Genomic DNA, 12,361 nt, shown 5'->3' with positions numbered 1-12,361 from the left:
GAGGGATCTCTTTTGTCTAAACTCATCATTTTTGGATTTCTGTTCTACATCTTCGGTAATCCGATTACGGCAATTCTTGTGCTGCTTCTCATCGTGTATGTGCTGGATCGCCGTTTTGTCGGGGTATTTCCCAGCTTGACCAAGCCAATCAAGCGTGCACGGAATATTTCCAAGCTGCGCAGACTGATTGCTGTGAGCCCTAGCGACGTTTCATCAAGGCACGAGCTTGCCAGATTGCTACTGGAGCGCCGTAAGTATGGGGAGGCTCTGAAGCTGCTGGAATCCATAGAATCCAGTCTAGAGGACTCCGCCGAATTCTGGGACGATATCGGACATGCACGCCTGCATACCGGCAGCATCACACAAGGGGAGGCGGATATGATCCGGGCACTGGAGATCAACCCGAGGGTCAAATATGGCCGGCCTTATCTTAGGCTTGCCGATGCATTTCGGGATTCGGATCGGGAGAAGGCCCTCCATTATTTGGAACAGTTCCATTCCATTCACTCTTCCTCCAGCGAAGCCTTTTATTTGCTGGGTTATATGTATCAATCGCTTGGAAGGACCGAAGATGCCAAGAAGTCTTATCAGGAATCGCTGGATGTGTATCGGTCACTGCCCAAGTACAAGAAACGGCAAGAACGCAAATGGGCCGTACGAAGTTTTTTCAGGAAATTATTTTAAATAATATGTGATTACCATAAACCAAGGGCGCCCACACGGTCAAAAGACCATGGGACGCCCTTTTTTTCTTGATCATTCGGTTATTTATGCAAGTGGCTTGTACCCAAGCCGGTTTAATTGTTCCGCGATCACCCGGTACCCTCGGCCATTCGGGTGTAAACCGTCCACCGACATCAGTTCTTTCTCTCGGCCTGAAAATTGTGTGTAAATATCAGCTATTCGAAAATAGCCGTCACTTAACCCCATCAAATGCCGATTGAACCGAATCACGTATTCCGTTGCCTCCGTCCAGGCCGGATATGGATTATACAGACCGATAGCGCGAATAAAATAAGGTTTGCTGACCGGTGACTTTATTTTACGGATATGTCTAACGGTATTAGCCACATGATTCTGACATCGATACAAAGCAGCGTCCAGCACCTCCCGCTTCGGTCGCCCCCCCGTGGACTTTACCGCACGTATCAAGTCATTGCCTCCGATCGATATCGTGATGATCTGGGCCTGCTGCAGATGATAGCGATACGTAGGAAGTCGAACGACACGATCGTATAACTCATCCGAGGTTAATCCATTGACCCCAAGATTCTCATGGGCCACGAACTGGCGAAGCTTCTCCTCCGCCATCCGACGGTATAACGGAACAAAACCGCTGCCAGGCATTGCCCCAAACCCGAAGGTCAAGGAATCGCCGACAGCGGTATAATGGTACACCAACATGTTCACCCCCTGCCCCGCTCGTTACGATATTATATGAGGAAGGCCCCCATTGCGAAACGGGTTTATTGTCTTGAATGGCAATTTTAATTCCACTCGAAGTCGGCAAACATGCTTTTTTATATAAATGGCCTATTCTTCGGACTCCTCCACCTCGTAAATGCAGCGGAATCTTTCAACGCCCGGATACTTCTCTCCCAGGCTGTATACCTCAAAGCCGATACTGCGGTAGAAGTTTACGGCTTCTTCATCCGTTTCCGCAATGACTCGGGCCGGCTTAGGCTGGACCTCAAGGAGCAGCTCCAAAATCATTCCGCGTCCATATCCCTTTCCCCGATTCTCCGGAAGAACGGCAAGGTGCCGAATGGTAAGCTCGTCCCGATCGACATCAAAACCGATGATTCCTAAGAGAAGTCCGTCCTCTTCAAATCCAAACAGCCGGCTTCGGCCCGTCTGATAAGCAGCTGCCGCCTGATCCACCGCCTCCGGATCCGAAAATACCGAGTAGCTGAGCAGTTCCTTTACTTCGGGTTGCATCGCTTGCATCGTTATATCTTTAAGCATACATATCTCCAATCTAAAACTTGTTTAGGTCTACAGCATCTTCTCTGCACTGATCCCCAGCTTGCGCAGCAGCGCCGCCGCTTGCACTCTCTCGTCTTCCGACAAGCCGCTGAGAACCTTAACCATTAATTCCTGATGCTGAGGGAAAATGGCTTCGAAGAATTCTTGTCCCTCTGCGGTAAGCTCAGCATAAATGACGCGCCGATCCTCAGCGGAAGCCCGGCGAACCAGCAGGTTTTTCTTTTGAAGCTTATCCACCACGTATGTAATGTTACCGCTGGAAATGAGCACCTTCTCCCCTATTTTTTGCAGCGGCTGCGGTCCTTTGTGATAGAGTACATCCAATACACCGAATTCGGTGGAGTTCAATCCGTGACTATTGATGCTGCGATTGGAATGTGTCATCACTGCGTTATAAGCTCTGGCAAGGACAACCAGCAAATGTAACGGGGTATCCTCGTGTTCTTGAATATCCGACATATTTCACCCTCCGAAAGATATCATGTAATTAAGGTTAATGAACGCCAGATCAACTGTCAAATATATTCTTTGCTCCTATGCTCCCGGAATGCAATATCCGTACCGTTCCATCCCGGCAGCCTATGATCGCTTGGTCGGCCATACCGATAAACAGCCCATGTTCAACCACGCCCGGAATGGCGCCTAGCCGAGAGCTTAATTCCTCTGGACGGGCAATATGCTGAAACCGGCAATCAGCAATATAATTCCCGTTATCCGTAACGTAAAACCCTTCATCTTGCTTACGGCGGATTAACACCGAACAGCCAAGCTGGGCCAGTGACCGAACCGTCCACTCATATGCAAAAGGGACAATCTCAACCGGCAGCGGGAAAGCGCCGAGTTGAGTTACGGCTTTCGCTTCATCCGCCACAATCACAAGCCGTTCGCTGTGAAAAGCAGTGATCTTCTCACGGAGAAGGGCCCCGCCCCCTCCCTTGATTAACCGCAGCTGATCATCCAGCTCATCAGCCCCGTCAATCGTCAAATCCAAGCGTTCGATCTGATGTATGGGGGTCAGGGATATCCCTTGTTCCATCGCAAGCTTCTCCGAAGCTTCAGAGGTAGCCACAGCCTGGATCGAGAGCCCGGATCTGACCATCTCGCCGATTTTGAGAATGGCGTAATAAGCGGTTGAGCCCGTGCCCAGTCCTATCTTCATTCCATCCTGCACATACTTGGCGGCATGCTCCGCCGCCATTTTCTTCATATTATATTCACTTGTCATGTGAACCCCCTCCTTCGTCTTAAGCTGAATCAAATGCTATAATATGGGGTGAATTGATGAGATTTCATAACTAACGAAAGGATTATACCATGCGAACAGAGAACCAGATCAAATCCAAGATCAATGAACTTACAATGCAGAAGAAAAAGCTGCAAACCCGCTTGACTGCTCTCGAAGAGAACAGTCCGGAGCGAGCTTCTCTTCTCAATCAGGAAGCCCGCCTCGACGATATGATCACGATGCTGGAATGGGTACTGTTTGAGCCAAGCGGTTCCTATCATATGTAAAGTCGACTGACAAACGGCAGGGGCGCTAACTGCGCCCCTGATTTTTATTAAGGTTATAGAATTAATAATTTTTAAGCGGAGCTTATATTTGCGCCTCCTTCTCCTGCGTGAACTGCTCAAGCCAATGGACATAGAGTTCTTCATTATCAGGAGAAAAACAAACGAAGTCAATCCGATCCAGACGGTTATCCGGCAGATCCTCCTCAAGCAGCTTCGTAACCGCCTTTAACGCAACGTCACATGCCGGAGCCTTAGGATACTCATAGATACCCGTGCTTATATTAGGAAAGGCGATGCTTCTGGCACCCACCTCGATTGCAAGCAGAAGACTGTTGCGGTAGCATTCCGCCAGCGTATGCTCCTCACGCCGTCCACCGCCCTCCCAGATCGGGCCAACCGTATGAATGATATGCTGGGCAGGCAGCCGGCCTGCTCCGGTGATGACGGCGTTGCCAGGCGGGCATCCGCCTTGCTGCTTGCGAATTTCCATACACTGCTCCATGATCTCCGGCCCGCCGGCGCTATGAATTGCGCCGTCCACGCCTTTTCCACCCAGCAGTCCCGAATTTGCAGCATTGACGATAATGTCGCCCGTCCATGTCGTAATATCGCCTATAAAGACGGAGACCGATGTCCTTCCGATTTTAAATGTTTTCATTTCGGAAAATCTCCTTTCGGTCTTTTATTTCTTTATTACCCCGCAAGTGGGTGGATTGACCCTGTTTGCCTATTCTGTTCTCGGCTTTTTTTTCGCAGCTGCAGACAGTCGGTCGGTCAAACTCTTCTCTTCCGGTCCTTGCAGCGCTTCCTCCACCGTACGGTAGAACATCAGCGTGCCGGTGTCCCTGGCCTTGGTCAAATGATGAAGAAACACATGGCCGGCTTGCTCCAGCTTCAGATCCTCGGATTCATTCTTGACCCGGCAAAGATATACCTTCATCATGCCTTGCGGATCGCGGAATTCCATGACCCCGATGGGACTCATCGACCTTTTGTCCTCCTCCGTGAACTGAGGCGTCATATAAACGGTATATTCCGAAGCAGGCGGAGGAATGTATGCTTCCCGTTTTTTATCCGCAATTAATTTGGAGTTCATGAATGCGATGTAACCCGCCGCCGCGAACAAAAGAATGCCGGCAGCAATTGCGATATTCAACATGTATGTCTCTCCTTGTATATAATCAATCCATCGGGCATTCACCTATAGAGTTTTTCTCTATAAAAACACCCGTAATAACGCAATAATCAGTAAATGCAGCGGATAAAATGAACGCCATACCCAGCGGCTCACCCGGATGGACTCCAGCTTCTTCCATACATGCGGGCCATAAGCTATTACAGCCGTCGGGATGACGCTCCACATCTGCAGCTCCCAGTTATTAAGGAACCAGAATAACAGGTTCAACACCATATGAAGCGGAACAAGCCAGCTGGCCTGGGCATATCGGAATATCAAAATCAACAGCAGGCCGTAAGCTCCGTAATCAAACGGAAATCCACTCATTAACGCACAGGCGGCAACAACAACCATCCACGATAACAGCTGGGAATCCGATCGTTCCAGCACATACAAAACGATGGCCCCAGCTACCAGGGTAATGACCACATTCAACCCTTCAGGATCCAGCGCAAGCTGATAGGGAATTTGAGAAATCGCAGCAATAACGGCCAGCCGAATGATATACTTGGGTCTCGAAGAAGTGAAGCGGTGCCCCTGAACGAGAGCATAGACGTAGATTGGGAATGCAATGCGGCCGATGATTCTCCAAACCTCCTGGCGCGGAAAAAACACAAGCCCTACATGATCAATCAGCATCGTCAGCATGGCGATCCACTGCATGATAACCCCCTCCTCGCACTCGAAGATATTGAATCCATATGTACTTGAAATCGATATATCTATTATGGGTTGCAACACGGGGACTTGCAAGCGAAGAAAACATGAAGGAACCGGATATCCGGCATCCTAAGTCCATATCCTCTATAATAAGAACAATAGCAGCTTGAGAAGGGAACTTGTTTGGATCAACATGATGCAGATGGAGGTGACGGCCTTATGGAAAAGAAAAAAAACAACATGGCCCTTGGGATTAGCATGGGGATCGGCGTTGGCGTAGCGATTGGAGTTGCCATGAAAAATATCGCTATCGGCATTGCGATCGGTGCTGGCATTGGCATTATGTTTGGCTCAGCCATGACAAGCAATAATGAAAAGCCTCCTAATGAATAAAAAAACTTCTCATAACTATCAATAGACCACCCGAGATTTGCCGGGTGGTCTACTTGGAGCAAGTGACATCTATCTCATTACAGCATGAATTGCCCGGATGTTCCCATTGCGGACTTCATGAGCCAACTCTCCTGTAAGGAGGGGGCCATCCACCTCGATCGAATCCCCTCCCACCGTAATGAGCGTTAATCGCTGAATCGTAACGCCGTCCTGACCATACGTATTTGCTGCGCGCTCACTGCGATACGTCACCTTGACGGAACCAAGGAAGGTGAACGACACTTCTTGATTCTCATCAAACAGCCACGCCGGAAGCACAGGGTTCAGATGCAGCTGAAGCTGGTTGTCTTCGTAACGGAATACCTTTTTCCCAGCCATCATCGAAATCCACATACTTAGGAATTCGGCAGTCGATCCACTCAGCCTTGCCACAAAGCCTCGTCCATGCACGTGAGGATCCGGATTCACACTGCTGGCAATGAACGAGGAGTTCTCCAGCGTACTTCGTCCATAAACGGCTGGGTCCAAAAAAGGGATTAGGGAAGTTTTGATTTCCGAGAAAAACTCGTCATACAATCCGGCTTTTAATAATGAAAGCAAGTATTTATAGGTCATATGCAAAAATACGGATTCCCGCTCCAGCCAGCCCGCTGTAAATGCTCGGATGCGTCCAATTTCATCCGTTTCGCCTTCCAGGCTGACGGACGTTTTATACATCCCCAGCGCGGAATCATACAGATTGGAAGCCTTGATCCGGTCATACATCGTTCTTGCCTGGCCTTCATCGGCGAGCTTCATTCCGCGGGCCGGCGCCTCCAGGAAATGCGGGAGCGCATAGGCCTTGAATTCAAGCACTTTTGCAGCGGGCAAACCATAGCGCGTGATGACCGGGTTCCCCGCTGCATCCCGAACCTCTTCATAGCGCTCGGCTTCAAAGCGGAAATACGTTGGCACGATTCCGCCTCCCATCTGCTCGGCACGCTGAATTCCTTCTTCGATTTTGTCCAGAAATGCCGCGTACATATCCTTCACGTTCTTCACCGAAAGTTCAACCTCCTGGCCGCTGATCCCGTACCGGACCGATGCACGATAGGCCTCACGCTGCTCCGCTACCCTGTCCCAATAACCGAATGAGTCCAGTGAGCCGGACTGATATTGCTGTACGGCTTCGTATACACTCACTAAGTAAGACGCAATCTCTTCCGGGACCTGAATCGCTTGATGGCCGAACCGCTCGGCCGCATCCACGATAAATGCGACCATACGCTTCAATTCCATCGTTTCGCTCATGCCCGACCCAAACAGGCCCGGCAAGCCGTTCATCGCGTCATTCCAGCCCGGCTTGTTCGCCTCCATCTCTACCCCCATCCCGTAAGGATCGAGTGTTGCCATTTTATTAAGGGACAATGAGATCATTTTGACAAACAGATTCGTGCGGTAAATGCTGCCTTGTCCGCTATCTACCCGCAGCCATTCCGCCGCGTTCCGTTTTCTGCCGAGCTTGTTCAGCTTCTCCTCGTCCTCCAGCAGCGCACCGTATTGCCGTACCTTGCCACGGCTGATCACAACCTTCTCACTTCGTGGAAGGACGTACACCGGGCTGTCGAAGAACGTATACGTATTCTCGCCAAACAATAGTTCCTCATAACGGTCGGGATAAATGTCCAAGTAGGTATCAACCAAATCCATATTATAAGTCCAATGATCCGACCAGAAACCCTCGCCGAACGAAGCCGCAAAATGTTGATCGGATATACTCAACAGCCCGGATAAGAACTGTTCCTCACCGATCTCCAGCCGGATGCCTTGATCCGAAATCGCGTTGATGATTTTACCCGGCGTATAATCCCCGGCGCATGCCTTGGCCAGCTTCTCATAATCTTCCTGCGCCGCGGAGGCCCGCAGCAGCGTCTCCAGTTCCTCCGCCTTCCCTTCACTTACGCGGAATTTCGTTCCCTCTACGCTAAGCGGGTTATAACCGTCGGCTTGAATAAGACTGAAGAACATCCGAATGTTGAATGTGCCCACCTTCGGGTTGAAAAACACGTCATTTCGGCGGTTCTGATTCATATCCCGGAAATTGCCGTTCCCTTGTGAATAGTACTCCGGCGAAAGAGAAAAGAAGTTATAATCCCGCTCCGGATCCCCATGCTTGCGGGAGTATAGGTGGACGACCACTCCTTCCTTCCCGTTATCGAATAGGAACGGATATCCGCCCCGCAAAAAATTGTCCAGATAGGACTGACGGCTGTATTCATCAAATAGGGGTAATCCCGTTTTGGTAGCAACATCCTCGGTCAAGTTCCGGGTCAATGCCGAGGCCTCCTCGCGTTTCTTGAGGATATAGGCAGGAGAACACAAATCTTTTGAGCGCTTGTTGATTTTGCCGATATCGTTCACATGACCAATCAGCGTATAAACGGTCGCCGTCTCCCCGGGCGCAAGCCGGGCCGATAACCCGCTGAAGCCGCATGGCACCTTGTTAACGGGATACGGCGTGGCGTTCATCAAAGCTTCCATCGAACTTACAGCAAATCGATCGGGATAGATTAATGAAGTGTTTCCGCCGAATACAAGCTCAAAGTCTACAAGCGGCTTGATCAACTGCCCATGCTGATCAAACGACAGATAGAAGTGACCGCTCGTAACTTCGCTAACTTCCGCCTCGTCGTGCGTACTGGAGCGAACCTTATAGAACGGGATCCCCTGATCAAGGTTCTCCACTTCCATCCAGCTCCGCAGCAGATTGCCAACCTCCTTGTACCCGCTGTTCTCGACACCGTAAGGCAGAATCTCCGGCATGCCGTCCAGCAGCTCGAACGATTCCGTCCGAGTTCCGATATTCGTGATGCTGACCTCGCGGACAAGGGCGGCAAAATCTTCACCGGGCAGCTGAAAGTACGATACCGAAGTGCGAAGTCCGTTACCGGCGTGCTCCTCCTCAATGACAAGTTCATTCTGACGGATCAACATCGTTCTCTTCGCATGAGAATCCGGCTGAAAGGACTGGAACGGCTCATAAACGGACGGTGCCCCCGCCAACTTGATAAACGTACGGAAGCCGGTAGCGGAGACGTTCTTATACGAGATATTCGCCGGAGAAAATTCCATGATCGGCGAGTTCTTATCGCGTATGCCGAAGCTGCATATCCCCTGCCCCCGATTCACATAAAAGGTCCACATCGGAATCCCTTTCAAGCCTGCGATTCCGGGCAGAAAGCTGGAGAATGGTTTGGCAAGGTCATACTGCTCGATAACAAAGGTATCCTTCTCAAAACGATAATTTGACATGTTCAGATCCTCCTTAAATTGGGTTCATAATCGACTCGACTTCAGAATCAATTCAGATTTCGAAACCGGTTTCGAAAAGCGGCAAAAATGAGTCCTGCCTTTAGGTTCACCTAGGTGACCGGGCGGCAGGATTCCCGGATAATCAATTGAACTGGCAGCATAACCGACTTGACTGCTGCGTTTTGTTCTTCGATGGAAGAAAGAAGGATCTCCGCCGCAACGGTGCCCAGCTGCTCCGTATCCTGGCGTATTGTCGTTAATGCAGGGGTGATGTAACGGGACATTTCAATATCATCAAAACCGATGATGGACACATCTCCCGGTACATTCAGGCCCTGATCCTGAACGGCACGAATAGCTCCAAGCGCGAGTAGATCTCCAGCTGCAAAAACAGCAGTCGGCCGATCCTCTAGCCCCAGCAGCCTCTTCATGGCTTCATATCCACTCTCAGTGGAGAAAAAATCGCTGCCGGTTATGTACTCTTCCCTTAGGTCCAGATCAAGCTCCCGAAGGGCTTGCTCATAGCCTTGCTGGCGCTGCTCGCCTGCAAACGTATTCAATCCGCCCGATATGTGGGCAATGCTGCGATGTCCAAGCGAATGCAAATACCGAAGTGCCTGCACGCTGCCTCCGATGTTATCGGAGTAAACCGAATGCACAAACTCCGGTGAGGAGTCCAGAATGACGCACGGAATGCCGCTCTCCAGAAGCTCCTGGAAATCAGGGTCCTCGCTGCTCGACAGAATGACGACCACACCGTCGACGCCCCGGATTTTGCAATGCTCCACATAACTGCTTCTTCGGCCGCCGACATCCTTGGAGATGAACATCAGATCATACCCTTTGGATACGGCAATTTTCTTAAAGCTTTCGATCACGGCTCCAAAATAGGGGTGACGAATCCCTGCTCCCGTAGCCTCCACAAAGAGAATACCAATGGTCCAGGATCGCTTCGTCGTAAGCGATCTGGCGTTTGCGTTCGGAAGATAGCCCATTTCCTTCGCGGTTGCCAGGATCTTGGCTCTCGTCTTCTCCCGGACATCCGGATAGTTGTTGAAGACTTTGGACACCGTCGTAGGCGAATAGCCTGTTTTCTTGGCAATATCATAAATCGTTGTCAACCTTGGAATCAGCTCCTGCACCTTCGCCGGCATATTCTAATTCAAATCTATCTGATATTAGATTCTACCTGTGCTGGCAGGCTCTCGTCAATGTTATTCCGCACGGACTAGCAGGAGCCGAACCTACGGTTATCAAACAAACCAATCGGCTAGGACAAGCCGGCGGAAGCGGTCTGCGATTGTGCAGGACTTTCCGTTTCCTGGTGGCGAATCATCAGAACGCAGATCAATGCAAGCAGCATGCTGCCTGCGGCACAATAAAACAGAATCGAATACCCCATGCCATCAATGAGCTTCCCTAGAAGAGGCGGTGACGAGATCGCCGCCAGCGAGGATACCAAATAGTACATTCCTGTCCGCGTCCCAATGCTGTCCTCCGATCCGGTAGATACGATAAACGGATAGGAGTTAATATTGATGCAAGCCCAGAATAATCCGCCAACGGTCAGCAATACACGGAGCCATAGCAGTGATTCGACCCAAGGTACGAGCGCGAAGACAATGAACAGCCCGCTGACGCCGATCAGAATCATCCGTTTCTTGCCGAATTTACCGCCAAGCCATCCGCTTGGAATGGCGAACAGAACAAAGGCGAGTGAAAAAAACGTTAGGGAAAAGGAAGCCTGCGATTCCGTTAGGCCCATCTCATTTTTCCCGTACAAAGTAAACAGCGTCTCAACTCCCTGATAAGCGACAAACCAGAAAAATATCGCCGCCAAGAGCAGCACCGTCGTCCGATTGATCTGACTCTTAAAGGAAACTTTAGCTTTAGCGGCCGTCTGAGCTTGATAGCCTGGAGCGTCACGCTTCTCTTGAATAAACGTTCTCAAAATGAACAACGACACCAGCGTTATGCCGGCTGCGGCAATAAAAGGCAAAGAATGATGAGCGCTATACAGTACCGAGCCCACGCCAAAAGCCAATATGGACCCTATGCCGCCCATAAAATTAATGATGCCGTTGGCTCTCGTGCGGCGTTTCTCCTCCGTAATATCCGGCATTAATGAAACGGTGGGCGAACGATACAGGCTCATGGCCAGGTTCATGAGGACCATGAACAGTATCAATGTTACCATCCCGGTGTGAAACGGAATGATTGCGGTAAACAGAGCGCCAAGCGGCATTCCGATGAGCAGGTAAGGCATTCTTCTGCCATACCGGGTATGAGTACGGTCGCTTCGACTTCCAATCCATGGCTGCAAGAACAAGGCAAAGTAATTGTCGATCGTCATAAAAAAACCGATCAGTGCGACGCTCGATATGTAATCCTCCAGAAAATAGGGCACAAACGCATTGTAGAGCGCCCAGGTAATGCTAATGCTGAAAAAGCCAAAGCCCAGCAGCCATGTTTTTTTCACAAAGTCACGCTCCCTTGGTCTGTAGCAATCCCCCGAGTACATCCGGATAATCCGTAATAATGCCAGCCACGTCTGCATCGATCAAGGCTTTCATCTGTTCCTCGTCATTGACGGTCCAAGGGTGATAGACTACGCCATGCTGCTTTGCTTCCGTTACCCATTCCGGCAGAACCGCGCGATGGTATGCGTGAAGCGCATCCGCTTTCGCCAATTTGGCATACTCCCACGGTTTGTATAACCCTTCCCCATACAGCAGGCCGGTACGGATTTCAGGATCAATATGCTTGCACTCCACCAGAGAATAATGATTGAAGCTTGAAATGACGATTTGCTCTGACATTTTGTAATGCCTTACGGTCTCGATCACACGCTTTTCCAGCTCAGGATATTGAATCGACCCGTTCTTCAGCTCGATGTTCACGATCGTACCATGGCTTTTTGTCAATTCCAGCAGTTCTTCCAGCAGCGGAATCCGTTCCCCTTGAAAGGCGGCCCCAAACCATGAGCCTGCGTCCAACTTGGCCAGCTCCTCATATGTATAATCCTTGACAAGCCCTTCAGCCCCCGTCGTACGTGCGACACTCTCGTCATGGATCAAAACCAGCTTTCCATCCTTCGTCATCTGAACATCAGTTTCAATCCCGGTAGCACCCTGCTCCAAGCCTTTGGCAAAGGCAGCCATCGTATTCTCGGGGCATATGGCCGATGACCCGCGGTGTGCAAAATTAATCAATTGTGACATTTGTACTTCCTCCTGAGTGGTGAGATATTGGTTTGTACTATAAATATAGCTCGCCATTGTTAGAGCTATGTTATCATTCCATTTTTCATATTCCACATCGTTTAACGAAACCCTGTCATGT

Annotated in this window: 14 protein-coding genes; 3 read left to right on the top strand and 11 right to left on the bottom strand. The window is 50.2% G+C overall.

The features are described 5' to 3' along the window. The first annotated feature begins 12 nt into the window (after positions 1-12). Complete coding sequence (locus ACETK5_RS06390; RefSeq protein ID WP_326114068.1) at positions 13-684, top strand: tetratricopeptide repeat protein; 672 nt, start codon at positions 13-15, stop codon at positions 682-684. An 84-nt stretch (positions 685-768) separates the two neighbouring features. Here ACETK5_RS06390 and ACETK5_RS06385 read toward each other — a convergent pair whose 3' ends face one another. The 4 genes from ACETK5_RS06385 to rpiA all read right to left on the bottom strand — a co-directional run bounded on the left by ACETK5_RS06385 (position 769) and on the right by rpiA (position 3,211). Next, entirely contained in the window at positions 769-1,404 is a 636-nt protein-coding gene (locus ACETK5_RS06385) for a GDSL-type esterase/lipase family protein (RefSeq protein WP_394054711.1), read from the bottom strand. Positions 1,405-1,533: 129 nt separating this feature from the next. Next, positions 1,534-1,965: a GNAT family N-acetyltransferase gene (locus tag ACETK5_RS06380; RefSeq protein ID WP_394054709.1), complete on the bottom strand. Its 432-nt coding sequence runs from the start codon at positions 1,963-1,965 to the stop codon at positions 1,534-1,536. Positions 1,966-1,995: 30 nt separating this feature from the next. After that, complete coding sequence (locus ACETK5_RS06375; RefSeq protein WP_100538190.1) at positions 1,996-2,445, bottom strand: MarR family winged helix-turn-helix transcriptional regulator; 450 nt, start codon at positions 2,443-2,445, stop codon at positions 1,996-1,998. A 49-nt stretch (positions 2,446-2,494) separates the two neighbouring features. Further along, entirely contained in the window at positions 2,495-3,211 is a 717-nt protein-coding gene (rpiA, locus tag ACETK5_RS06370) for a ribose-5-phosphate isomerase RpiA (RefSeq protein ID WP_326118806.1), read from the bottom strand. Between the two features lie 89 nt (positions 3,212-3,300). On the opposite strand from rpiA, the gene ACETK5_RS06365 reads away from it, so the two are divergent. Beyond that, positions 3,301-3,498, top strand: a complete 198-nt coding sequence (locus tag ACETK5_RS06365; RefSeq protein ID WP_127594301.1) for a hypothetical protein — start codon at positions 3,301-3,303, stop codon at positions 3,496-3,498. Positions 3,499-3,580: 82 nt separating this feature from the next. On the opposite strand, the gene ACETK5_RS06360 is transcribed toward ACETK5_RS06365, so the two are convergent. The 3 genes from ACETK5_RS06360 to ACETK5_RS06350 all read right to left on the bottom strand — a co-directional run bounded on the left by ACETK5_RS06360 (position 3,581) and on the right by ACETK5_RS06350 (position 5,338). After that, the gene (locus ACETK5_RS06360; RefSeq protein WP_100538193.1) at positions 3,581-4,156 is read right to left on the bottom strand and encodes a macro domain-containing protein; all 576 of its coding nucleotides are present in this window, start codon (positions 4,154-4,156) and stop codon (positions 3,581-3,583) included. A 69-nt stretch (positions 4,157-4,225) separates the two neighbouring features. Then, complete coding sequence (locus ACETK5_RS06355) at positions 4,226-4,657, bottom strand: hypothetical protein (RefSeq protein ID WP_127594299.1); 432 nt, start codon at positions 4,655-4,657, stop codon at positions 4,226-4,228. A 57-nt stretch (positions 4,658-4,714) separates the two neighbouring features. Then, positions 4,715-5,338 (bottom strand): TraX family protein, encoded by a 624-nt coding sequence (locus ACETK5_RS06350; RefSeq protein ID WP_394054706.1) that lies wholly within the window; start codon positions 5,336-5,338, stop codon positions 4,715-4,717. A gap of 216 nt (positions 5,339-5,554) precedes the next feature. On the opposite strand from ACETK5_RS06350, the gene ACETK5_RS06345 reads away from it, so the two are divergent. Next, positions 5,555-5,728, top strand: coding sequence for a hypothetical protein (locus ACETK5_RS06345; RefSeq protein ID WP_394054704.1), 174 nt, complete (start codon positions 5,555-5,557; stop codon positions 5,726-5,728). Between the two features lie 69 nt (positions 5,729-5,797). On the opposite strand, the gene ACETK5_RS06340 is transcribed toward ACETK5_RS06345, so the two are convergent. The 4 genes from ACETK5_RS06340 to ACETK5_RS06325 all read right to left on the bottom strand — a co-directional run bounded on the left by ACETK5_RS06340 (position 5,798) and on the right by ACETK5_RS06325 (position 12,240). Next, positions 5,798-9,019, bottom strand: coding sequence for a cellobiose phosphorylase (locus ACETK5_RS06340; RefSeq protein WP_394054702.1), 3,222 nt, complete (start codon positions 9,017-9,019; stop codon positions 5,798-5,800). A gap of 110 nt (positions 9,020-9,129) precedes the next feature. Next, positions 9,130-10,140, bottom strand: coding sequence for a LacI family DNA-binding transcriptional regulator (locus ACETK5_RS06335; RefSeq protein ID WP_394057344.1), 1,011 nt, complete (start codon positions 10,138-10,140; stop codon positions 9,130-9,132). A 149-nt stretch (positions 10,141-10,289) separates the two neighbouring features. Further along, complete coding sequence (locus ACETK5_RS06330; RefSeq protein WP_394054700.1) at positions 10,290-11,498, bottom strand: SLC45 family MFS transporter; 1,209 nt, start codon at positions 11,496-11,498, stop codon at positions 10,290-10,292. Between the two features lie 4 nt (positions 11,499-11,502). Next, positions 11,503-12,240 (bottom strand): glycerophosphodiester phosphodiesterase, encoded by a 738-nt coding sequence (locus ACETK5_RS06325; protein WP_394054698.1) that lies wholly within the window; start codon positions 12,238-12,240, stop codon positions 11,503-11,505. Positions 12,241-12,361 lie beyond the last annotated feature (121 nt).

It is taken from the genome of Paenibacillus ilasis (assembly GCF_043195395.1).
In the GTDB taxonomy this organism is placed as follows: domain Bacteria; phylum Bacillota; class Bacilli; order Paenibacillales; family Paenibacillaceae; genus Paenibacillus_AQ; species Paenibacillus_AQ lautus.
This window is presented reverse-complemented; position numbering and strand designations above follow the sequence as displayed.

What these genes read in the sequence shown, in the direction of transcription:
- ACETK5_RS06385 (WP_394054711.1), bottom strand. Translation starts at nt 1,404, where the DNA reads ATGTTGGTGTACCATTATACCGCTGTCGGCGATTCCTTGACCTTCGGG.
- ACETK5_RS06380 (WP_394054709.1), bottom strand. Translation starts at nt 1,965, where the DNA reads ATGCTTAAAGATATAACGATGCAAGCGATGCAACCCGAAGTAAAGGAA.
- ACETK5_RS06375 (WP_100538190.1), bottom strand. Translation starts at nt 2,445, where the DNA reads ATGTCGGATATTCAAGAACACGAGGATACCCCGTTACATTTGCTGGTT.
- rpiA (WP_326118806.1), bottom strand. Translation starts at nt 3,211, where the DNA reads ATGACAAGTGAATATAATATGAAGAAAATGGCGGCGGAGCATGCCGCC.
- ACETK5_RS06365 (WP_127594301.1), top strand. Translation starts at nt 3,301, where the DNA reads ATGCGAACAGAGAACCAGATCAAATCCAAGATCAATGAACTTACAATG.
- ACETK5_RS06360 (WP_100538193.1), bottom strand. Translation starts at nt 4,156, where the DNA reads ATGAAAACATTTAAAATCGGAAGGACATCGGTCTCCGTCTTTATAGGC.
- ACETK5_RS06355 (WP_127594299.1), bottom strand. Translation starts at nt 4,657, where the DNA reads ATGTTGAATATCGCAATTGCTGCCGGCATTCTTTTGTTCGCGGCGGCG.
- ACETK5_RS06350 (WP_394054706.1), bottom strand. Translation starts at nt 5,338, where the DNA reads ATGCAGTGGATCGCCATGCTGACGATGCTGATTGATCATGTAGGGCTT.
- ACETK5_RS06345 (WP_394054704.1), top strand. Translation starts at nt 5,555, where the DNA reads ATGGAAAAGAAAAAAAACAACATGGCCCTTGGGATTAGCATGGGGATC.
- ACETK5_RS06340 (WP_394054702.1), bottom strand. Translation starts at nt 9,019, where the DNA reads ATGTCAAATTATCGTTTTGAGAAGGATACCTTTGTTATCGAGCAGTAT.
- ACETK5_RS06325 (WP_394054698.1), bottom strand. Translation starts at nt 12,240, where the DNA reads ATGTCACAATTGATTAATTTTGCACACCGCGGGTCATCGGCCATATGC.